The sequence below is a fragment of the Mycobacterium gordonae genome (assembly GCF_017086405.1).
Classification (GTDB): domain Bacteria; phylum Actinomycetota; class Actinomycetes; order Mycobacteriales; family Mycobacteriaceae; genus Mycobacterium; species Mycobacterium gordonae_D.
Window position 1 is genome coordinate 5,639,081 of sequence record NZ_CP070973.1, and the last position, 20,551, is coordinate 5,659,631.

Annotated in this window: 20 protein-coding genes; 13 read left to right on the forward strand and 7 right to left on the reverse strand. The window is 66.7% G+C overall.

Features of this window, described 5'->3' with window-relative positions; genetic code table 11:
• Positions 1–82: 82 nt before the first annotated feature.
• On the reverse strand, positions 83–1,810 hold the full coding sequence (locus tag JX552_RS23940) for a DUF3556 domain-containing protein (RefSeq protein WP_205874315.1): 1,728 nt from the start codon (positions 1,808–1,810) through the stop codon (positions 83–85).
• 114 nt (positions 1,811–1,924) lie between these two features.
• On the opposite strand from JX552_RS23940, the gene JX552_RS23945 reads away from it, so the two are divergent.
• On the forward strand, positions 1,925–2,146 hold the full coding sequence (locus JX552_RS23945) for a hypothetical protein (protein ID WP_205874316.1): 222 nt from the start codon (positions 1,925–1,927) through the stop codon (positions 2,144–2,146).
• On the opposite strand, the gene JX552_RS23950 is transcribed toward JX552_RS23945, so the two are convergent.
• Complete coding sequence (locus JX552_RS23950) at positions 2,143–3,564, reverse strand: short-chain fatty acyl-CoA regulator family protein (RefSeq protein ID WP_205874317.1); 1,422 nt, start codon at positions 3,562–3,564, stop codon at positions 2,143–2,145. The genes JX552_RS23945 and JX552_RS23950 overlap by 4 nt on opposite strands.
• A 118-nt stretch (positions 3,565–3,682) precedes the next feature.
• Between JX552_RS23950 and JX552_RS23955 the strand changes: the two genes are divergently transcribed.
• The 3 genes from JX552_RS23955 (at position 3,683) to JX552_RS23965 (ending at position 7,846) form a co-directional block, all read left to right on the forward strand.
• Entirely contained in the window at positions 3,683–5,191 is a 1,509-nt protein-coding gene (locus tag JX552_RS23955) for an MmgE/PrpD family protein (protein ID WP_205874318.1), read from the forward strand.
• A gap of 44 nt (positions 5,192–5,235) precedes the next feature.
• Positions 5,236–6,366, forward strand: coding sequence for a bifunctional 2-methylcitrate synthase/citrate synthase (locus tag JX552_RS23960; RefSeq protein ID WP_241010696.1), 1,131 nt, complete (start codon positions 5,236–5,238; stop codon positions 6,364–6,366).
• Between the two features lie 127 nt (positions 6,367–6,493).
• Entirely contained in the window at positions 6,494–7,846 is a 1,353-nt protein-coding gene (locus JX552_RS23965) for a flavin monoamine oxidase family protein (protein WP_205874320.1), read from the forward strand.
• Between the two features lie 230 nt (positions 7,847–8,076).
• Here JX552_RS23965 and JX552_RS23970 read toward each other — a convergent pair whose 3' ends face one another.
• A complete protein-coding gene (locus JX552_RS23970; protein ID WP_205874321.1) occupies positions 8,077–8,586 on the reverse strand; it encodes a DoxX family protein in 510 nt (169 codons plus the stop codon).
• 100 nt (positions 8,587–8,686) lie between these two features.
• Here JX552_RS23970 and JX552_RS23975 point away from each other — a divergent pair, with 100 nt between their 5' ends.
• Both JX552_RS23975 and JX552_RS23980 read left to right on the forward strand, forming a co-directional pair.
• Positions 8,687–10,309, forward strand: a complete 1,623-nt coding sequence (locus JX552_RS23975) for a pyruvate, phosphate dikinase (RefSeq protein WP_205874322.1) — start codon at positions 8,687–8,689, stop codon at positions 10,307–10,309.
• The gene (locus JX552_RS23980; RefSeq protein ID WP_205874323.1) at positions 10,306–10,911 is read left to right on the forward strand and encodes a helix-turn-helix domain-containing protein; all 606 of its coding nucleotides are present in this window, start codon (positions 10,306–10,308) and stop codon (positions 10,909–10,911) included. The genes JX552_RS23975 and JX552_RS23980 overlap by 4 nt, the downstream gene beginning before the upstream one ends.
• Before the next feature lies 1 nt (position 10,912).
• Here JX552_RS23980 and JX552_RS23985 read toward each other — a convergent pair whose 3' ends face one another.
• Both JX552_RS23985 and JX552_RS23990 read right to left on the reverse strand, forming a co-directional pair.
• Positions 10,913–12,136 carry a WS/DGAT domain-containing protein gene (locus tag JX552_RS23985; RefSeq protein WP_205878652.1) on the reverse strand — a complete coding sequence of 408 codons (1,224 nt, stop codon included), beginning with the start codon at positions 12,134–12,136 and terminating at the stop codon, positions 10,913–10,915.
• A 17-nt stretch (positions 12,137–12,153) separates the two neighbouring features.
• Positions 12,154–13,065 (reverse strand): alpha/beta fold hydrolase, encoded by a 912-nt coding sequence (locus tag JX552_RS23990; RefSeq protein ID WP_205874324.1) that lies wholly within the window; start codon positions 13,063–13,065, stop codon positions 12,154–12,156.
• A gap of 183 nt (positions 13,066–13,248) precedes the next feature.
• Here JX552_RS23990 and JX552_RS23995 point away from each other — a divergent pair, with 183 nt between their 5' ends.
• Together JX552_RS23995 and JX552_RS24000 are read left to right on the forward strand one after the other, a co-directional pair.
• Positions 13,249–14,289 carry a PPE family protein gene (locus JX552_RS23995; RefSeq protein WP_205874325.1) on the forward strand — a complete coding sequence of 347 codons (1,041 nt, stop codon included), beginning with the start codon at positions 13,249–13,251 and terminating at the stop codon, positions 14,287–14,289.
• An 8-nt stretch (positions 14,290–14,297) separates the two neighbouring features.
• On the forward strand, positions 14,298–14,885 hold the full coding sequence (locus JX552_RS24000; protein ID WP_205874326.1) for a TetR/AcrR family transcriptional regulator: 588 nt from the start codon (positions 14,298–14,300) through the stop codon (positions 14,883–14,885).
• 2 nt (positions 14,886–14,887) lie between these two features.
• On the opposite strand, the gene JX552_RS24005 is transcribed toward JX552_RS24000, so the two are convergent.
• The gene (locus tag JX552_RS24005; RefSeq protein WP_205874327.1) at positions 14,888–15,361 is read right to left on the reverse strand and encodes a VOC family protein; all 474 of its coding nucleotides are present in this window, start codon (positions 15,359–15,361) and stop codon (positions 14,888–14,890) included.
• A 101-nt stretch (positions 15,362–15,462) separates the two neighbouring features.
• Between JX552_RS24005 and JX552_RS24010 the strand changes: the two genes are divergently transcribed.
• Genes JX552_RS24010 through JX552_RS24030 form a run of 5 tightly spaced genes read left to right on the forward strand, consistent with a single transcriptional unit; the run spans position 15,463 to position 19,443 of the window.
• Positions 15,463–16,326 (forward strand): SDR family NAD(P)-dependent oxidoreductase, encoded by an 864-nt coding sequence (locus tag JX552_RS24010; protein WP_205874328.1) that lies wholly within the window; start codon positions 15,463–15,465, stop codon positions 16,324–16,326.
• Positions 16,327–16,338: 12 nt separating this feature from the next.
• The gene (locus JX552_RS24015; protein WP_205874329.1) at positions 16,339–16,908 is read left to right on the forward strand and encodes a nuclear transport factor 2 family protein; all 570 of its coding nucleotides are present in this window, start codon (positions 16,339–16,341) and stop codon (positions 16,906–16,908) included.
• On the forward strand, positions 16,905–17,972 hold the full coding sequence (locus tag JX552_RS24020) for an NAD(P)H-dependent amine dehydrogenase family protein (protein WP_205874330.1): 1,068 nt from the start codon (positions 16,905–16,907) through the stop codon (positions 17,970–17,972). The genes JX552_RS24015 and JX552_RS24020 overlap by 4 nt, the downstream gene beginning before the upstream one ends.
• Positions 17,969–18,589: a TetR/AcrR family transcriptional regulator gene (locus JX552_RS24025; protein WP_205874331.1), complete on the forward strand. Its 621-nt coding sequence runs from the start codon at positions 17,969–17,971 to the stop codon at positions 18,587–18,589. Before JX552_RS24020 ends, JX552_RS24025 begins: the two co-directional genes overlap by 4 nt.
• On the forward strand, positions 18,586–19,443 hold the full coding sequence (locus JX552_RS24030; RefSeq protein ID WP_205874332.1) for an alpha/beta fold hydrolase: 858 nt from the start codon (positions 18,586–18,588) through the stop codon (positions 19,441–19,443). The genes JX552_RS24025 and JX552_RS24030 overlap by 4 nt, the downstream gene beginning before the upstream one ends.
• 23 nt (positions 19,444–19,466) lie before the next feature.
• Here JX552_RS24030 and gnd read toward each other — a convergent pair whose 3' ends face one another.
• Positions 19,467–20,489, reverse strand: coding sequence for a phosphogluconate dehydrogenase (NAD(+)-dependent, decarboxylating) (gene gnd, locus JX552_RS24035; protein ID WP_205874333.1), 1,023 nt, complete (start codon positions 20,487–20,489; stop codon positions 19,467–19,469).
• Positions 20,490–20,551 lie beyond the last annotated feature (62 nt).

Genomic DNA, 20,551 nt, shown 5'->3' on the forward strand with positions numbered 1-20,551 from the left:
ACCGCAAAGGCACCCATTTCGTGCCGAAATGAGGTGCTTTTGCGTTCCCCCGCAAGCGGGAGGTGCCGCCAGCTCGCCGGCGTCAGTCCTCCACCACGACCGGGACGTCGTCGGCCCAGGGCTGGCGGGTCACCATGTCGGCCACCCGGACATAGCCGTGCTCGAATTCGCCTGTGGCGGCATCGACTAACCGATAACGCTGGATCTGCCGGTGGATCGGCTGCGCGTCCAGCAGGACCACGCGCACCTCGCCGGGCTCGAATCGGCAGCGCCGTTGCATCGCCGCAATCAGTTGCTCATTGTGCATGTGGCCGTCACCGAAGTTCCAGCCGATCGCGGTGCTGCAGATGCGCTCTCCGTCGGTGATGACGTAGTCGTCCTCGTTCTGTCCGGCCATCGCGCGGTGCGCCAGGGTGAACAGTGCCCGGCCGTGAGTGTTCATGGCGCGGAACGCATACCCGAGGTACATCGGGATCTGCGCACGATCCTTGCCGTAGAACCGCTCCAGCTGCGCCTGCGGCATGCTGGCGATCGCGACGATGCCCCGCGCGATCTTCTCGCTCGCGGACGGCTTGACGCACCACAGCGTCGTGTCCCAGTTGCCGGCGTAGTAGCGCATGCCCGGCAGGAACGAGATCTTGCGCGGGAACATATTGCCCAAGATCACGATGCCCACCAGCAGGGTGAACAGCATCGCCACCGGGGCAAGGTGTTTGACGTCGCTGATGCCCAGCTGGGCATGCCCGACGAACAGCGAGAACACGCCGAAGATCATGAACACGTTCCACTCCAGCGGCACCCCCATCGGGATTGCGGTCAGGATGCCCAGGTGGAAACACACCATCACAATCGCTGCTACGGTGGTGGGCCACCCGCCATGGGAGAAGAACAGCGCCAACGGCACGAACATCTCGATGAACGTGCTGACGTGAGCGAACAGCCGTGACAAGAGTCCGGGCCGCAGATCGTCGGGGAACTTCTCGAAGAACATCCGCTTGATGAACCGCGGCCGGAACAGCGGGTTGTTGGACATCATCGTGGAGATCACGAACGGGAAGTGCTTGTTGAGTTTGGACGTCGCCGCGCCCATCCAGATCACCAGGAACACCAGCTTGGCCGCGACGATCATGTCGATGGCGTTCCAGCCGCCGAACAGGAACGTCACGGTGAGCGAGCCGTAGACCTCACCGCGGGCAGCCAGGAAAATCACCTTGTCGCGCAGCCCCGCCGCAGCCAACACCAGCAGGATCGCCACGATCTGCCACATCGGCAGCAGCCCGACCTTGCTTCCCACGGCCGGGATCGGGCCGGTGCCGTCGGTGAACAACGCCGTCACCAGCAACACCAGCAGCAGGGCATAGAGGGCGACGTCCACCGGCTTGCGTTTGGTGCCGAAGGTCAACGGCACCCGGTCCGGCCAGGGTGGCAGCCGGATGGTGCCGAAGCGCATCCAGTACAGGATCGAGCCCATCGGCGGAAAAAAGCGGTTGTTGAGCGGGCCGAAGCCGCAGCCCAGCCCCACCACCTCGAAGAGCATCGTGTACAGCACGACCTTCTCGAAGACGATCGGCTCGGCGTACCAGGCACGGACGTTGGTGAATCCGTCAATACCTTTGGTGCCCAGCACAATCAGCCACGCCACCAAGATGTACAGCAGGATCTTGACCACGTAGAACAGGTGCATCACCACCGGCGTGCCGAAGCCCACCTCGGCCCAGTGCCGGGCCATCGGGCGGATCTTCTCGCTGCGGGTGCCCTTGCTCCACTCGGCGATGTCGACTTCGGGCAATTGGGGCTTGAGAAATCCCATGGTTTCACAGATTAGAACGTGTTCTAGCCAGTTGCCCAGCACACCGCACCGAATCCTTGGTCAGCCGCCGCCACGGGCGATACCGTGAGCTACGGGGCGAAGGGAGTGGGGAGCATGCGCGGACCTCGGTACCTGAGATGGGCGGTCGGGGTAACCGCCGCGACAATCGCATTCGTCGCCGGCAGCGGTCCGGCGCGAGCACAGGCGCCGTCCCCGGGTGATTCCTGCACGGTGTTGCACGCCACCACCCAGGACGCCGAGGGCAAGACGATGTGGTGCAACCCGACCATGACGGGCAGTCACAGCCTGGTCTGGCAGTACGGCGGGCCGGGCTAGGCTTCGAGGGCAGTCGCCGCCGGATACGGTAGGTCCGAACTCGCGTGCGGATCCACCCGCACCGGACGGCCGAGGTAGGGGAAGGCCCGTTGCGGGCACGCGAGGCGGTCGCAGATCTTGCAGCCCGCACCGATCGGCACCGTCGCCTCGGCGTCGGTCAGGTCCACGCCGACCGAATAGACCAGCTTCTCGGCATGAGCCACGTCGCACCCGAGGCCGATCGCGAAGCTCTTGTCGGGCCCGAGGTAGCGACCGGGACCCGTCGTGGTCGTCCGGGCGATCCAAAAGTAGGTCCGCCCGTCGGGCATCTGGGCCACCTGCGTCAGGAACTGACCGGGTCGTGAGAACGCGTGATGCACCACCCAGAGCGGGCAGTTGCCGCCGACGCGGGAGAAATGAAACGCCGTGGCGGACTGGCGTTTAGAGATGTTTCCCGCACTGTCGGTGCGGACGAAGATGAACGGGATACCGCGCGCGCTGGGGCGTTGCAGGGTGGACAGGCGGTGGCAGATGGTTTCGAAACCCACCTCGAATCGTCGTGACAGCCGATCGACGTCATAGCGCACGCTATCGGCGGCCTGCAGAAATCTCTGGTACGGCAACAACAGCGCGCCGGCGAAGTAGTTGGCCAACCCGATGCGGGCCACACCCCGCGCGTCGTCGCTGAGCTGGTCGTCGGCCGCCAGGAGACCGCTGATCAATTCGGCCTGGGTCAGCAGCGCGATCTGGGTGGCCAGCTGGAAGGCACGCTGCCCGGGCTGCAACCAGCGCGCAATGTAGAGCGTCCTCGATTCGGGCTGAAACATCCTCTTGGCGTTGGGATTCAGCGTCTGCCCGTCATCAATGACGACGGTCACCCGGAGCTCGTTTTCGAGCAACGCGGCCAGTTGTGCGTCGAGTCCACCAATCCGTAGCCGGCTGCGGTCGAACAGCTCTTCGGCCGCGACGTCCAACTCCGCAATGTGGTTTTTGCGGTCGTAGAAGAAGTCGCGCACTTCCTCGAAGGGCATCGGCTGTTGGGCCGTCGCCGAAGTGTCGACGTTGGCCCGGCTGTGCAGCGCCTCGACGTCGGCGATGGCGTCGTGCAACCGCCGGTGCAGGTTGACCAGCGTCTGGCCGACCGCCGGCATCCGCGCGACGAGTTCCTCGATCTGGGCAGCGGAGGCCGGCGCCTCGGCCAGGACCTCGCGCAGGTCGGAAATCAATCGGGCGTCCGACTCCGGGGCCAGGTAATGCGCCGGCAGGTCGAAACGTTCGGTCAGGGTCAGCAGGACCGGCACGGTGATGGGCCGCTGGTCATTCTCCAGCTGGTTGACGTAGCTGGCGGACAGGCCGAGGGCACGAGCCAGCGCGACCTGGGTCAGGCCCCGGTCCTCGCGTAACCGCCGCAACCGTGCGCCGGCGAAAGTCTTGGCCATGCGCACACGGTACGCCATCTCGGATTCACAATATTCGCAATCAGTGTCGACTACGGACACAAAATCACGCATATTTAGGCCATTTACCGACATCCCGGCTCTGCGTACTGTGCGATACATGCACCTGCACGCAGTCCGCACCCACCGCAGCGCCGACGACTTTCCGCGTCGCGAACAGCTCGCCTGGAAAATCGCCGAAGTCGCGATAGACCCCGTGGCGGTTCCTGCCGAAACACAAGCCATGGTGATCAACCGCATGATCGACAATGTTGCGGTGTCGGCGGCCTCGGTCATCCGGCGTCCCGTCGCCACCGCCCGTGCCCAGGCTGTCAGTCGGCCCAGTCCAAGCCGGGGGGCGAAGGTTTTCGGCATCGACGGCGACTACGCACCGGAGTGGGCCGCGTGGGCCAACGGCGTGGCGGTCCGTGAACTCGATTTCCACGACACGTTTCTGGCCGCGGACTACTCCCACCCCGCCGACAACATCCCTCCGCTAACCGCCGTGGCCCAGCATCTCGGGCTCAGCGGGGCAGATCTGGTCCGCGGGTTGGCGACCGCGTACGAGATTCAGATTGCCTTGGTGAACGGAATCTGTCTGCACCAGAACAAGATTGACCACGTCGCGCACCTGGGCCCGGCGGTGGCCGCCGGCTTGGGGACGATGCTGCGTCTCGACCCGGACATCATCTATTCGGCGATCGGTCAGGCGTTGCACCTCACGACCGCCACCCGGCAATCGCGCAAAGGACACATCTCTAGCTGGAAGGCATTCGCTCCCGCGTGGGCGGGCAAGGTCGCGATCGAGGCCGTCGACCGCGCCATGCGCGGAGAAGGCGCACCCGCTCCCATCTATGAAGGCGAGGACGGCGTGATCGCCTGGCTTCTCGCCGGGCCCGAGCACACCTACCAGGTGCCGCTTCCCGAAGCGGGCGAGCCCAAGCGCGCGATCCTGGACAGCTATACCAAAGAACATTCCGCGGAATACCAGAGCCAGGCTCTGATCGATCTGGCCCGCCGGATGCGCACGCGGATCGGCGACCTGGAGCAGATCGCGACGATCGTGCTGCACACCAGTCACCACACGCACTATGTGATCGGCACCGGATCCAATGACCCGCAGAAGTTCGACCCCGATGCCTCGCGCGAAACCCTGGACCACTCGGTGATGTACATCTTCGCGGTCGCATTGCAGGACGGAACGTGGCACCACGACCGGTCGTACGCGACCGAGCGGTCACACCGTCCGGACACTGTCGCCCTGTGGCACAAGGTCTCCACCCGCGAGGATCCTGAATGGACCCGGCGTTACCACTCCCGCGACCCCGCCGAGAAGGCGTTCGGCGCACGTGCCGAGGTCACGCTGATGAGCGGTGCGGTGATCGTCGACGAGATCGCCGTCGCCGATGCACATCCGTTGGGAGCCAGGCCCTTCGGGCGTGAACAATACGTCGCGAAGTTCACCGGGCTCACCGAAGGTGTGATCGACGACGCTGAACGGCAGCGGTTTCTGTCGGCGGTAACCGCTCTCCCGGAAATGGCGGCCGGTGCGCTCGGCGCGCTCAACCTGCGCGTCGATAGGTCCGTGCTGGACCAGGCACCGAGGATTCCGCCGGGAATCTTCGGATGAACCAGCATCGCAACGGTATTCAGTACTCGGAAGGGAGTCACCTCATGGTCGCCAGTGCAGAGTCGCGCATCTTCAAAGGCCTGTCCGGCGTCGTCGTCGACACCACCTCGATCTCCAAGGTCGTCCCGGAAACCAATACTTTGACCTACCGCGGCTACCCCGTCCAGGACCTTGCCGCGCACTGCAGCTTCGAACAGGTCGCGTATCTGCTCTGGCATGGCGAGATGCCCGACGAACAGCAACTGACGCTGTTCACGCAACGGGAACGCGCGAACCGCCGACTGAACCGCTCCATGCTGTCCCTGATCGAGAAGCAACCCGACACCTGCCATCCGATGGACGTGGTGCGCACCGTCATCAGCGTCCTTGGCGCCGAGGACGTCGACGAAGACGACAGCAGTGTCGAGGCGAACTACGCGAAATCGCTGCGCATGTTTGCCGCCCTGCCGACAATCGTCGCTGCCGACATGCGCCGTCGGCGCGGACTGCGGCCAATCGCCCCGCACAGCCACATGACGTATGCGCAGAACTTCCTCCACATGTGCTTCGGCGCTGTCGGTGCGGACGCGATTGTCGAGGCCTTCGAGCAGTCCATGATCTTGTACGCCGAACACAGCTTCAATGCATCGACTTTCGCCGCACGGGTGGTCACCTCCACACAGTCCGATATTTACAGCGCCGTCACAGCCGCGATCGGCGCGCTCAAGGGTCCACTACACGGTGGTGCCAACGAAGCAGTGATGCGCGACATGCTCGAAATCGGTACGGGCGAAAGGGCATCGCAGTGGCTGCGGGAAAAGCTGGCACGCAAGCAAAAGGTGATGGGCTTCGGCCACCGGGTGTACAAGAACGGGGACTCGCGGGTACCGACCATGAAGGCGGCTCTGGATCGCGTTGCAGCGATCCGCAACGGCGAACGCTGGCTGCGCATCTACGACATCCTGCAGCGCGAGATGACGACCGCCACCGGACTCAAGGCCAATCTCGACTTTCCGACCGGTCCCGCCTACTACCTGATGGGTTTCGACATCGGTTGCTTCACACCAATTTTCGTGATGAGCCGGATCACCGGCTGGACCGCGCATATCATGGAGCAGACCGCGTCGAACGCGTTGATCCGGCCACTGAGTCAGTACGTCGGGCCGCCACAACGCACGCTCGCCCCGACCCGCTGACCTCAAAGGCATTCCGCACCAGCACAACCGGCTGACCCACGCGTCACCCTCGCTGAAACCATGTCGGCGGGGCCGTGATCGGTGTAGCTTGCTGCTGGGGCGTCTTGGGGTCACTGAGGAGTGGGGCATGACGGATGTCGACTATTGCGTCGTCGGAGCGGGCTTCGCAGGACTGACCGCGGCGCTGCGCCTGAAGCAGGCCGGCCACTCGGTGGCGTTGCTGGAGGCCCGCGATCGCGTGGGCGGGCGCACGTTCACCGTGACCCGCGACGACGGGGTGTGGATCGACCGCGGCGGTGCGTGGATCGGGCCGGGCCAGGACCGGATCTATGCGCTGATGCAGGAATTCGGGGTGCCGGAATACAAGCAGCACAACGACGGCGACGCCATGATGATCATCGACGGCAAGAAGCGCCGCTACGGCGGCAAGCTGCCCTGGTCGATGAGTCCGTGGGCGGTCGCCAACCTCGGCGTGGGCCTGATGAGCGTCGAGCAGATGTGCAGGACGATTCCACGCGAGGCGCCCTGGGAGGCCGCGGAGGCTGCCGAATGGGACCGGATGAGCGTCGGCGACTGGCTGGAGCGCAACGTGTTGTCCGAGCCGGCCCGCGAGATGCTGGACATGCTGCTGGGCGGCACCTACACCGCAACGGCATCCGAGGTGTCGTTGTTATGGATGTTGTTGCAGATGTCCTCGGGTGGTGGCCCCATGTTCGTCATCTCGGGCAAGGGCGGCGCGCAGGACGCGAGGCCGGTCGGCGGGATGGGCGCCATCTATCGCCCGATGGTGGCTCAACTGGGTGACGCGCTGCACTTGTCGCGGCCGGTTCGGACTGTCATCCAGGACGTCGACGGGGTTACCGTTCAATCGGACGGGTTCGCCGTACGCGCGCACCGGGCCATCGTGGCGATCCCGATGGCCATCGCCAGTTCGATCTTCTACGAACCCGCCCTGCCGGTGGACCGGACCTTCCTCCATCAGCGCATGCCCAGCGGCGCCGTCATCAAGACCTCCGTCATCTACGACGAACCGTTCTGGCGCGCCGACGGATTGTCCGGCCAGTCCGCGGCGCCGGGAACGCCGGCCACCCTGACCATCGATGCGTGCACCGACACCGGAAGTCCGGGGATCCTGTGCGCGATCACCGAGGGACCCGCAGCCCGACGGCTGACCGATCTCAGCGAGCCCGACCGCAAAGCACTCATCATCGGCGAACTCGTCGACAGATTCGGCCAAAGAGCAGGTGCACCGGTGGAATACCACGAGCAGAACTGGTCGCTCGAACGTTATTCCGGCGGCGGAATGATCAGCCACACAACCACCGGCGTCCTCACCGAATACGGCCGCGCCCTGCGCGCTCCGTGCGGGCGGGTGCACTGGGCCGGTACCGAGAGCTCAGCCGTCATGTGCGGGTGGATCGACGGCGCGATCCGCTCCGGCGAGCGCGCCGCGGCCGAAGCGGTTGCGGCGCAAACCTAATCAATCTCGGTAGGCGGGACCGCGCTGGGCGGCCCTGCGTCACGCGTGGGCGGGCCCCGCCCCGCGAGCGCCCCCGCAATGCCAGCCACCGCGGCATGGCACTGGCAACACGCGCGCGCTCGGACCCAGAGGCCCAGACCAGCGCCACCACGCCGGCGAGGCCGGTGCCGCAGCAATGGCGGCCTGTTGCCCGGTCAGGACGCCAACACCGGGGCGGCCTGACTCGCCGGCTACCCGGCTTGCTTGGCCGGCGGCCGGTAGAAGATCAGCAACTGTCCGATGGCCCCGGCCAGGCCCAGCCCGACCGAGATGGCCAGACCCTGCCAGCCGTCCAACCAGTTCTTGCCGAAGACCAGGTGATCCAGGCTGAGCTTGCCGGCGCCCAGGGTTGCGACCACCACGGCGGTGACCGCCAACACCAGGTTGTACTCCCAGCCCTCCTTGACGATGAAGAAGCCGTTGGCCCGGTGCACGGTCCAGGCCGCGACCACCATCAGCGAGACGAAACCCGCCGCCGGGATCGGCGTCAGCAGACCGGCCGCCAGCCCCAGGCCCGCCGCCGTCTCCGTGGTCGCGGCGACGGTGGCGTGGAACTTGCCCGGCTTCATTCCGATGCTCTCGAACCAGCGCGCGGTACCCGGGATCCGTCCGCCGCCGAAGAACTTGTTCAAGCCGTGCGCTGCCAGGGTCAGACCCAGCACCAGGCGCAGAATCAGCAACGCGACGTCATAGGGAGTCATACCTTCCAAGCTAACGGGTTCCCAACACCGGCGAACAGCCGAGCCCACCGATCGATATGGGACCATTGCGGGCGTTCCGGCAACGACGAGGGGGTGCATCTTGGCTGGTGTCGCAGACGGCCGGCACTCCCCCACGGGCGCGTTGGAAGACGCCGTGGTGGTGCTGGACGGCCGATCGCTTCACCCGCGCGAGATCCTCGGCAACAAAGGCCACGGTATCGACACCATGCGCCGGAACAACCTGCCGGTCCCCCCCGCGTTCTGCATCACCACCGAGGTCGGTCTGCGTTATCTCACCGAACCCGGGCCTACCATCGACGCGATCTGGTCCGACGTGCTCGATCGGATGAGCTGGCTGGAAGAGCAGACTTCCCGCACCTTCGGACGAGGACCGCGTCCGCTGCTGGTCAGCGTGCGCTCCGGGGCCACCCAATCGATGCCCGGCATGATGGACACGATCCTGGACCTGGGAATCAACGACGACGTCGAGCGGGCCCTGGCAGAGCAGGGCTCGGTAGAGTTCGCCCGCGACACGCGCCGCCGGTTCACCAGCATGTACCGACGCATCGTGGCGGGCGATCCGGACCCGTCCGACGACCCGTACACGCAGCTGCGGGCAGGTATCGAGGCGGTGTTCGCCTCCTGGAACTCCCCGCGCGCGCTCGCCTACCGCGATCACTACAACCGTGACGAACGTCAGGGCACCGCGGTGGTGGTGCAGGCGATGGTGTTCGGCAACCAGGCGGCGAAGTCCGGCGCCGGCGTGCTGACGTCGCGCAACCCGATCACCGGAGCCAACGAACCCTTCGGTGAGTGGTTGCCCGGCGGCCAAGGCGACGACGTGGTGTCGGGCCTGGTCGACGTCGAACCGATCACCGCACTGCGCGACGAGCAACCCGCCGTTTTCGACGAGCTGATGGACGCCGCCCGCAGCCTCGAACGGCTCAATTCCGACGTACAGGAGATCGAATTCACCGTCGAAGACGGCAGACTCTGGCTGCTGCAGACCCGCGCCGCCGAACGGTCCGCACAGGCCGCGGCGCGCCTGGCACTGCAATTACGCCACGAGGGGCTGATCGACGACGTCGAAACACTGCGCCGGGTCACCCCGGCCGACGTCGAAGCCGTGCTGAAGCCGTCGCTGCAGCCCGAAACCCGTTTCAGCGCAGCACTTCTGGCTAAAGGACTGCCGGCCTGTCCGGGTGTGGTGACGGGCACCGCCTATACCGACGTCGACGAAGCGCTCGATGCCGCCGACCGGGGTGAGCCGGTGATCCTGGTCCGCGACCACACCCGGCCCGAAGACGTGCTGGGCATGTTGGCCGCACAGGGCATTGTCACCGAAGTGGGCGGGCCCGCCAGCCACGCGGCCGTCGTCAGCCGGGAACTCGGGCGGGTAGCGGTAGTGGGCTGTGGCCTCGGGGTCGCCGCATCGCTAGCCGGTCGCCAGATCACGGTCGACGGGTACGCAGGCGAAGTGCGCCAAGGGATTCTGAGTCTGACGGCATGGTCGGAAGACGACACGCCCGAGTTGCGGGAGCTGGCCGAGATCGCGCTGCGGGTGAGCCCGCTGCGGGCACACACCAGTGGCGAACATCCACGGCTCGACGACGTTTCCGACGCGGCGGTACGGGCAGCCCTGGCGGCCGGACAAACCGACGTGGTGTCGGTGAAACCACTGATCACCATGTTGAACGCGATCCGGATGCAGGTCGGCTCATGATCAATCTACAAGTGCTGCAAGCTGTTCGGTTGAAGGGCCGGGTCAGCCCCGCCGACCTGGCCAGCACGTTGGGCGCCGACGGTCCGCTGATCGATGACGCGCTGCACCGGCTTTCCGAAGAGGGTTTGCTGATCGAGGGTCCCATCCTGCGGATCACCCCCGACGGGCGTGCCCGCCTCGCCGAATTGCTCGCCGCCGAACGCCGGGGTGTCGATTCCGCAGCGATCGACGCCGCGTACCGCGAGTTCCGCTCCGTCAACGCCGATTTCAAGGCACTGGTCACGGACTGGCAACTCAGGGACGGCCAACCCAATGACCACCGGGACCCCGAATACGACGCCGCCGTGCTGGCCCGGCTCGATGACGTACACGGGCGGTTGGCGCCGGTCGTCGCGGCGGTCACCGCGCAGCTGCCTCGCCTGCGCGGCTACCCGGCGAAACTGGCCGCGGCGCTGGATAAGGTGAAGGCCGGCGACATCGTCTGGCTGACAAGACCACTCATCGACTCCTACCACACCGTGTGGTTCGAGCTCCACGAAGAGCTGATCCTGGCCGCCGGTCTGACCCGGGAGCAGGCAGCCAGATCCGGTGACGCACAGTAGCTCAGAGGGCCGCGTCTAGTAACCGCAGATAGCCGTCCACGTCCGGTACCGCCGACGGCGCCGCGTGGACGCTGATCGCGACGGTGTCGCCGATGCCGTGTACCCCGTGCGTCAGACCCATCATCGGGGAAAGACCCGGATAGCCCGCCGTCAGCACCACCGGGACGCCACCGAAGTGCAGATCGGCGACACCACGGTGCACGCTGGACACCACCGTATTGCCGGATACCTGCTCCGCCCGCACATCGGCATCGAATTGGCTGACGCCCCAACGCAACAGCATGGCGGGCACGGCGGCGAAAGCCTCATCGGAGGCACGGGTGGCCGGATGCTCGAAGCGGCGCCGGCCGTTGGACAGGTCGGTGACGATCCGTGACACCCGATCGTCGGGGCCGAGTTCCGGGTACAGCCCCACGACGACGTTTCCGAAATGGTTGAAGCCCAACGGCTTACCCGGCTTGGCCATCGGCACCTCCGCCGCCGACGAGGCGGCAGCGGGGCCGAGTAGATCCGAGAGCGCGGTGGATATCGCGGACAATACCGCCACCGTGACCGTCGGCCCGGCCAGTTCCCCGCGTCGTCGGACCAGTGTGCGCATCAGCCGCGCTCCGGTGGGCCGGGAGTTGGTGGCCAGCAGCGGCCGCGACCCCAGCGTGGGCGCCAGCACCCCGTCGTCGGTGTCGCGGACGAACCGGCGGTGGGCACGGGCCGCGACCACACCCCGCCAGGGAAGAAATCCCGCCCGGGTCCGCACGACCGGCACAGGCTGCTGCCGGCCGAACAACCAGGCCGCCATGGCCGACGCCCGAGCCCCGTCGGCGAGCGCATGCGCGATCTGCAACACGGCGACGACACCCGCGTCCCGGACGCCGGGAATACCGCGCACGGGCGCGAAAATATGGACTTGCCAGGCTTTTTCGCGAATATCCAGCTGGCTACCGGTCAGCTCGGCCACGGCGTCCAGGCAGCCCGCCCAGCCGTCACCGGCCACATCGCGCCGCGCGACCCGCCCGGCTTCGACCGGGGCGTGCACCCACCGCGGATAGGTCAGCGGGCTGCCGTCGTCCACCACCAGGCCCAGGTCCGCGCATGCGCGGGCACGGCGCACCACCTGCGCCATCGCACCGTCGAGATCGTCAGGTTCGCCGCCGAACGCGTACAGCAGGAACTCGTCGTTGGGAATCTTGGCCGACATCCAGTAAAACTGCGCGTCGACGGCGGCCATCCGCTGCCCAGCGGCCACTACTTGGGATCGGCGGAGCCGATGAATGACAGGACCAACTCGGCAACCCGGTCGGGCTGCTCAAGCTGCAGGAAGTGGCCGGCGTTCGACACGATGGACACATCGCTGCCAAGCGGCAGGATGGGTTTCACCCAGTGCGCGAAAGCCGATGTCATGCAACCGTCGTCGCGACCATGCAGGTACAGGGTCGGCAGCCTCGGTGGCTCGGTCCAATACCGGTGCAATTCTGCGTACTGCGCGGGCGGGCGGGTATTTCGGATCGTGGCGCGGTAATAGCCCAGCGCCGCGCGCCAGCTTTCCGGCGTCCCGATCGCGGCGTCGACGTGGCGCAGGTCCTCCTCGGCGCGATAGCCCGGCGACCACCGCCGCCACAGCAGCGGCACTACCCATGATGCGGACCGTTCCGGCAGGAACGGCAGCTGGAAGTAGCTGATGTACCAGCTACGCAGCAGCTGACGCGAGAGCTCGGCGGCGAGCCTGCCGCGATCGGGAAGCCGGCCCAGCGGCCGGAAGGCGCCCGACGGCGGCACCGACATGATCACCGCCTTGACGAAAGGGCTGTCCGGCATCGCGGCCAGGCCGGTGGCGGCGATCGCCCCCCAGTCGTGACCGATCACCACGTCGCGTGCAGAGCCGCCCGCCGCCGTGCGCACCCGCAATGCGTCGTGCATCAGGGCGCCGACATGGTAGCTCCCGTCCACCGGGATGGCCGACGGCGCGTACCCGCGCATGAACGGCGCCACCACCCGCCAGCCGGACCTCGCCAGCATCGGCGCGAACTTGCGCCAGCCATAGGCGGTGTCGGGAAAACCGTGCAGGCACAACGCGATCGGGCCATCGGCGGGCCCCCACGTAAGGGCCTTCAGGTCTCCGTTGGAGCCCTTGACGTCGATCCACCGTGGTTCAGACAACTCGACTCCTGTTCGCCGTGGACAGCCCGCTCCGTCCAACGTAACGGGCCGCACGGGGGACAAGAAGCCCGTCGATCGGGGGACACGGATTTCCTCCCCCGTTGTAGCCGCTCGGTCGACAGACCGCAGCGCCTGTGCACGGGAGTCTTGATGCAGGGCGCAGAGGGAGGAGCAGCAACGATAATGTTCGCCGCCTTACCACCGGAGATCAACTCCATTCGCATGTACACCGAGCCGGGTGCCGGCTCCATGTTGGCCGCCGCAACGGCCCGGAAGCAGCTCACCGCCGATCTCGATTCGACGGCCGCTTCGTTCGACGCGGTGATCACCGACCTGATCGGCGGGCCGTGGCTGAGCCTGGCCGCGACGACCATGGCCGCCGCCGCCGTGCCGTGGCGCGGGTGGCTCAACGCCACCGCCGAACAGGCAGCACAGGCTTCCGAGCAGGCCCGGGCGGCCGTCGCGGCCTACCAAACGGCCTACCAAACGGCCTACCAAAGGGCCTATGCGATGACGGTTCCACCGGCGCTGGTCGCCGCCAACCGCGCTGAGCTCGCGACTCTGACCGCCACCAACTTCATCGGCAAGAACACGCCGGCGATTGCCGCGACCGAAGCCCACTACGGCGAGATGTGGGCGCAGGACGCGACCACGACGTACACCTACGCCGCCGCCTCGACCGCCGCCAGCACACTTACCCCCTTCACCGCGCCACCACAGTCGGTGAACCCGGCCGGGCCGGCCACGCAGGCGGTCGCGCAGGCCGGCGTGGGCTCGGTGGGCTCGGTGGGCTCGGTGGGCTCGGTGGGCTCGGTGGGCTCGGTGGGCTCGGTGGGCTCGGTGGGCTCGGAGAGGGTCAACGCGCTGTCCCGATTGATGAGCACCATCCCCAACCTGCTGGGCGGCATCGGATGGTCGGGGCTTCCAGCATGGGTCAGCGATCTGCGAACCTTGGTAAGCGTCTTCGGCGCCCCGTTCTTCACCACCACCGCCCTGGCGGGCCTGGGGATGCCGATGATGTCGACGCTGAAGGGCCTGTTCCCCGCGGCAGCCGCCAGCCGTCAGGGCGCCTCCGCCGGTGCCGCGGTCCGCGCCCTGGACAGCATCCGTCCGGAACGCCTGCTAGGCAGGCTGCCACTGACCCAGCTGTCCGCTCGACCCATGACGACGTCGGAGTCCCTACTCGAACTCCCCACCCTGCGAATCCTTCCGGAGATCGGCTGATGACAAACATGACTTCCACAAGGGCCCGCCGCTGGGCCAAGACCGATGCGACCCAGCGCCGGATCGTCGACGCCGCCACCCAGGTATTCGCCACCAAGGGCTATACCGCGGCGACGATCGCCGAAGTGGTCACCAACTCGGGGGCCAGCATCGGCAGCATCTACCACCACTTCGGCGGCAAGAGCGAGTTGTTCACGGCGATCTTCGACCAGATCGCCGACACCGTGGAACAACGCATCCGGGCGGCGGTAGGTGGACCGGGCACCGTCGCCGCCGACCCTCGGCGCGTCTTTCAGCTGCACGTACGGGCCTACCTCACCGGCATGTGGGAGAACCGTCATGCGGCCCGGGTCCTGTCGTCCGGGGATACCCCGCCCGGCTTCGAAGTGACCCGCCGCAAGCGACTGGCCTCGGTACTGCACAACTGGGTGGAAATGCTGGAACTGGACACCTCACCGCGCAACCAACTGATGGTCCGCGTTCTCATCGCGACGGTCGCCGAGTCGACGCTGATGGTCATCGGCTGCGACGATCCGGCCGAGGTACCTCCGATCGTCGAGGCCACGATCGAATGGATCGACCAAATCACGCAATGAGCTCACACGTCGGCGACGGCGTGCTCCAGATCGGCGACGACGATCTTGCGCATCCCGAGCATGGCCTTGGTCGCGGCGGTGGCGCGGGCAGGATCAGGATCGGCCACCAACTCATACAGCCGGTCCGGGACGATCTGCCAGCTCAGCCCGAACCGGTCTTTAAGCCAACCACACTGCGATTCCTCACCGCCGTCGCCGAGCCGGTCCCAGTAGTAGTCGACCTCGTCCTGGTCTTTGCAGTGCACGGTGAAGGACACCGCCTCGCTGAAGGTGAACGCCGGGCCGCCGTTGATGCCGATGAACCGGGCGCCGTCCAGGACGAAGGTGCCGCTGAGCACCGCGCCCGGCTCGTAGGGGCCGGCGTCGGTGCACCGGTTGAGCTGCTCGACCCTGGAGTTGGGGAACACCGACGTGTAGAACTCGGCGGCCTCCTGAAGGTTGTTGTCGAACCACAGTGACGGAGTGATCGCCGGCATGTTCGTCTCCTAGCTGTCGGGGTCTTTGCGGGGATAGACCCCGTCCCCCGCCGGAACTCACCGCACTTGCCGGAAAAGATTACAAGTGTAATTATCCGTGGGTGGGGTTGTTGGACGGCAAAGTCGCCGTTGTCACCGGAACCAGCCGCGGGGTCGGCGTGGGTATCGCGCACGAACTGCTGCGCGCGGGCGCCACGGTCATCGGGTGTTCGCGATCCCCGTTGGACGCGCTACCGGGAGCCGACGCAGAACCCGACTGGGCCGCCCGGTCTACCCAAATGGTCTGCGACCAAGGCGATTACCACGCCATCGACGCCTTCGTGGGGCAGGTCGTCGACGCCTACGGCCGCATCGACATCCTGGTCAACAACGCCGGCGGCACGGTGCCGGCACCACACGTCGACGACATTCCGGAACTGGTGCAACGCCTCCAAGGCGCGCCGCACAGCACCGACGACTTTGAGCGCACCGCGTTGTTCCACGCCTTCGCGATCCAGATGAACCTGATCAGCCCGCTGTGGTTCGCCATCCGCGGCTACCGCCAGATGAAGACGCAGGACGGCACCGGTTGCATCGTCAATATCTCCAGCGGCGCGGGCCACCCCGCGGGCGCACCCACGCTGGTGTCCTACGGGGCGGCAAAGTCAGGGCTCAACCACCTGACCCGCTCGCTGGCCCAGGAGTGGGGACCCAAGGTCCGGGTCAACTGTGTGGCGCTGGGCCCCACCATCACCGAGAATTTCCGCGCGTTCGTGCTACCGGAGGACGACCCGACGGGCACCGAATATTTCGCGAAGATCCCGATGAAGCGCGGCGGTGACCCCGCCGAGGTGGGCCGCACCGTTGCGTTCTTGGCGTCGGGCACAGTCGATTTCATCAACGGCACCACCATCGAGGTCGACGGCGGCATGTTGCCGGGGGTGCTCTATGACGCGGGACTGAAGACCATCACCGACCTGATGTGAGGAGGAGCGGCCATGAGCTATGACCGCGCGGAGTTCGACGCGTTCTGGAACGACTGGCTCGACGTGAACCGCCGGGCACAAGACTCGGGCAACTGGGGGGTGATGGCCGACTTCTATGAGCCCGACGCCACCTACGGATGGTCCTACTCCCCGACCGATCACTTCATGGCCAACGGACGCGACGAGATCCGGGACCTGGCACTGGGCACCGAGATGCTCGGCTTTCAGGGCTGGATATATCCATACCAGGCAATGCTTTTCGACGACAGGTCCGGCCAGGCGTTCGGACTGTGGCGGCAGATGTCGACCTTCGCCTCCCCCGATGGTGAGCCGTACGAGATTCAGGGCTTGGGTGGGAGCTGGTTCCAGTACAGCGGCCACCGGAGCTGGTCGTGGCAACGCGACATCTTCGACGTGCGGATGGCCACTGCAGCGATGTTCGACATTCTCCGCGACGGCAGGAACACACCGGAATTGGACGCGCGGATGGACGCGATCCGGGCCGGACGGCAGCCGGGCCATTACGGCTCGTGGGCCGACATGAGCGCGCCGTTGTGGCCGGTGCCGCCGGTGCTGTCATGAGGCGCGTCATCCAGTACTCGACGGGCAACGTCGGCCGGCATGCGCTGCGCATGCTCATCGAACGGCCCGACTTCGAGCTGGTGGGTGTGCACGCATCAAGCCCGGACAAGGTGGGGCGCGACGCTGCAGAGTTGTGCGGACTCGAGACGCCCACGGGCATCACGGCCACCAACGACGTCGAGGTGCTGCTGGCCCTGCAGGCCGACTGTGTCGTCTACACCTCGCAGGCCGAGACCCGGCCCAAGCAGGCCATCGGCGAGATCAGCCGGTTTCTGCGGGCGGGCACCAATGTCGTCGGTTCGTCGTTCGTGTGGATGGTGGCGCCCGAGCAGGCCGGCGACTGGCTGCGCGAGCCCCTCCGGCAGGCCTGTGCGGACGGTGATGCGACGCTGTACATCAACGGCGTCGACCCGGGCTATTCCGGTGACACCCTGGCATACGCGGCGCTGAGCCTGACCGCGCGGGCCACCAGCATCACGGTGCAGGAGATCTGCGACTACGCCAGCTACGACGACGCCGAATTCACCGGTGTCAGTTTCGGTTTCGGCACCACGCCGGATCACACGCCGGTCATGTTTCTGCCCGGGGTACTGACGTCGATGTGGGGCGTGCAGGTGCGCAGCCTGGCGCAGGACCTGGGAATCGAACTCGACGAGGTGCGCGAGCGCTGCGAGAAGTGGGTGACGCCCGAACCGATCGACTGCACGATGATGCACGTCGACCCCGGACAGGTCGCCGCGGTCCGGTTCGGCGTCGAAGGTCTACGTGACGGCGAAGTCGTCATCACCATGGAGCACGTCAACCGGCTCGGCCCGGACACCGCCCCGCACTGGGCCTGTCCCCCGGACGGCCGCGCCGGTGTGCACCGGGTCGTGGTAACCGGGAGTCCGGGCGTGGAGATCAACACTCATCTGGGCGGCGAGATCGACCACAACCAGGGTGGGGTGATCGCCACCGCGGCGCGCGTGGTGAACCTGATCGACGCGGTATGTCGTGCTCCGAGCGGCATATTGGCGGCTCACGACCTGCGGCCGCTCGACCATCTCCGCGGCGTGATGCGGTGACCAGCCCACGCCGACCGCCCGGCGGCGGACAGGCCCGCGCCGAACGCAGCCGTCAGGCGGTCATCGACGAGGCAGTCCGCTACATCCTCAAAGAGGGCTTCGCCCCACCCAGCGTACGACAGATCACCGAACGCGCGGGCTTGACCTGGGGCGTCGTGCAATACCACTTCGGCGATCTCAACGGCATCTTGATGGCCGTGCTGGACAAGGGTTTTGCCGATCTGCTGGACACCCTCGACCGCCTGCCTGCGCAAGCCGCGCAGATCCCGCCGCAGGCCCGGCCGGCTTTCGTCGTCGACGCGGTGTGGCGGGCCTTCTCCAGCCCCACGTCGATGGCGGCCCTGGAGATCCTGATCGCCACCCGCAGTGCGCGTACCGCCAAGGCCAACGCCCACCTGGCCGCGATGACGGCCCGGATGACCGAGATCGGCGAACACCTGGGCACCGGTGTCGCGCCGGCCCAGGCCAAAAGGCTGGGCAATCTGATCTGGGCCACCATCCGGGGCCTGGTGGCCGTGCAGCTGACGTGGCCGAAGCCGTTGGACAGCACTCGGGACCGCGAGATGCTCGCCGAAGTCATCACCGCGTACCTGGCCTCAACCCAAGGAGATTCATGACCATGACGAGCAACGCGGCGACGGTAGAGTTCGCCGGAGTGGCCGGCATCACGCTGGTCGCCGACGAGTGGAACCGCGGCGCCCCGGGCGAGCGGCCCAGCATCCTGATGCTGCACGGCGGCGGCCAGAATCGGTTCTCCTGGAAGAACACCGGGCAGATCCTGGCCGACGACGGATATCACGTCGTCGCCCTCGACACCCGCGGGCACGGTGACAGCGACCGCGCACCGGACGCCGACTACGACGTGGAGACACTCACCGCCGACGTCATGCAGGTACTCGATGCGATCGGCCGCCCGGTGGTGATCATCGGCGCCAGCATGGGCGGGCTGACCGGCATCCTGGTCGCCGATCGGGCCGGGCCGGAGACGGTGACGAAGCTGGTGCTCGTCGACGTGGTCCCGCGATTCGAGAAGAACGGCAGCGCCCGCATCCGCGATTTCATGATGACCAACATCGACGGCTTCGAGTCGCTCGAGCAGGCCGCCGAGGCGGTGGCCGCCTACCTGCCGCACCGGACCAAGCCGCGCAGTCCCGAGGGCCTCAAGAAGAACCTGCGGCTACGGGACGGACGCTGGTACTGGCACTGGGACCCGGCATTCATGACCAAACCGGGAGACGACCCCGAACTGCGCACCGAAGCCTTCGAGGAAGCCGCGACCAACCTTGCGATTCCGGTGCTGTTGATCCGCGGCAAGCTGTCCGACGTCGTCAGCCTCGAAGGCGTGGAACACTTTCTGACCCAGGTTCCGCGCGCCGAGTTCGTCGAACTCTCCAACGCGGGGCACACCGCCGCGGGCGACGACAATGACGCCTTCAGCGACGCGGTGGTGGCGTTCGTCGAGCGGGCCTAACTCCCCTTCACCGGCGCCCCGGCCTAGTTGGCCGGTTTCTCCGCGTGGCCGCCGAACTGTTTGCGCATCGCCGACAGCGCCTTGTTCGCGAAGTCGTCGAGGTCCCGCGAGGCGAAGCGGGACTGCAGCGCAGTGGTGAGCACCGGCGAGGGCACGCCCTCGTCGATCGCTGCGATGGCGGTCCAGCGGCCTTCGCCCGAATCCGATACGCGGCCCGAGAACTCGGACAGGTCGGGTGAATCGTTCAGCGCGATCGCGGTCAGGTCGAGCAGCCACGAGCCGATCACGCTGCCGCGTCGCCACACTTCGGCGATGTCGGGAATGTCGAAATCGTATTGGTAGCACTCGGGATTGGACAGCGGAGCGGTCTCGGCGTCACCCTGCTGGATACGAGTGCCGATGTCGGCGTTACGCAGGATGTTCAGGCCCTCGGCGAGCGAAGCCATCATGCCGTACTCGATTCCGTTGTGCACCATCTTGACGAAGTGCCCCGCCCCCGCCTGGCCGCAGTACAGGTAACCCTTCTCCGCTTGGGCGACCTCACCCTCGCGGCCCGGCGTGCGCGGGGCGGCGTCGACACCGGGCGCGACGGTGGCGAAGATCGGCTCCGCATGATCGAATGCGTCCGAATCACCACCGATCATCAGGCAATAGCCGCGTTCGCGGCCCCACACGCCGCCGCTGGTACCGCAGTCCAGCAGCCGAATATCGTTCTTCGCCAACGCCTTCGCGTGCTTGATGTCGTCACGGTAGTAGGAATTGCCGCCGTCGATCACGATGTCGCCGGACTCCAGCGTGTCGGCCAGTTCCTCGATCACGCCAGTGGTGATGGTGCCGGCGGGGACCATCACCCACACCACTCGCGGCGCGGTGAGTTTGTCGCGCAACTCCGCCAGCGAGGACACGCCGGTGATGCCGTCCTCCCCCGCCATCGCCTCGACCGCCTCGGGGCTGTGGTCGTAGACCACACATTCGTGCCCACCGGTGACCACGCGACGCACGATGTTGGCGCCCATCCTGCCCAGACCGATCATCCCAAGTTGCATCTTGCTGCGTCTCCTTCAAGTCCTTCGAGTGGTCGGGTTACTTGAGGTGGTGCTTGTGGTGC

Excerpts from the sequence above, each read along its gene's own strand:
- JX552_RS23940 (WP_205874315.1), bottom strand. The coding sequence starts at position 1,810 with ATGGGATTTCTCAAGCCCCAATTGCCCGAAGTCGACATCGCCGAGTGG.
- JX552_RS23945 (WP_205874316.1), top strand. The coding sequence starts at position 1,925 with ATGCGCGGACCTCGGTACCTGAGATGGGCGGTCGGGGTAACCGCCGCG.
- JX552_RS23950 (WP_205874317.1), bottom strand. The coding sequence starts at position 3,564 with ATGGCCAAGACTTTCGCCGGCGCACGGTTGCGGCGGTTACGCGAGGAC.
- JX552_RS23955 (WP_205874318.1), top strand. The coding sequence starts at position 3,683 with ATGCACCTGCACGCAGTCCGCACCCACCGCAGCGCCGACGACTTTCCG.
- JX552_RS23960 (WP_241010696.1), top strand. The coding sequence starts at position 5,236 with ATGGTCGCCAGTGCAGAGTCGCGCATCTTCAAAGGCCTGTCCGGCGTC.
- JX552_RS23965 (WP_205874320.1), top strand. The coding sequence starts at position 6,494 with ATGACGGATGTCGACTATTGCGTCGTCGGAGCGGGCTTCGCAGGACTG.
- JX552_RS23970 (WP_205874321.1), bottom strand. The coding sequence starts at position 8,586 with ATGACTCCCTATGACGTCGCGTTGCTGATTCTGCGCCTGGTGCTGGGT.
- JX552_RS23980 (WP_205874323.1), top strand. The coding sequence starts at position 10,306 with ATGATCAATCTACAAGTGCTGCAAGCTGTTCGGTTGAAGGGCCGGGTC.
- JX552_RS23985 (WP_205878652.1), bottom strand. The coding sequence starts at position 12,136 with ATGGCCGCCGTCGACGCGCAGTTTTACTGGATGTCGGCCAAGATTCCC.
- JX552_RS23995 (WP_205874325.1), top strand. The coding sequence starts at position 13,249 with ATGTTCGCCGCCTTACCACCGGAGATCAACTCCATTCGCATGTACACC.
- JX552_RS24000 (WP_205874326.1), top strand. The coding sequence starts at position 14,298 with ATGACTTCCACAAGGGCCCGCCGCTGGGCCAAGACCGATGCGACCCAG.
- JX552_RS24005 (WP_205874327.1), bottom strand. The coding sequence starts at position 15,361 with ATGCCGGCGATCACTCCGTCACTGTGGTTCGACAACAACCTTCAGGAG.
- JX552_RS24015 (WP_205874329.1), top strand. The coding sequence starts at position 16,339 with ATGAGCTATGACCGCGCGGAGTTCGACGCGTTCTGGAACGACTGGCTC.
- JX552_RS24020 (WP_205874330.1), top strand. The coding sequence starts at position 16,905 with ATGAGGCGCGTCATCCAGTACTCGACGGGCAACGTCGGCCGGCATGCG.
- JX552_RS24030 (WP_205874332.1), top strand. The coding sequence starts at position 18,586 with ATGACCATGACGAGCAACGCGGCGACGGTAGAGTTCGCCGGAGTGGCC.
- gnd (WP_205874333.1), bottom strand. The coding sequence starts at position 20,489 with ATGCAACTTGGGATGATCGGTCTGGGCAGGATGGGCGCCAACATCGTG.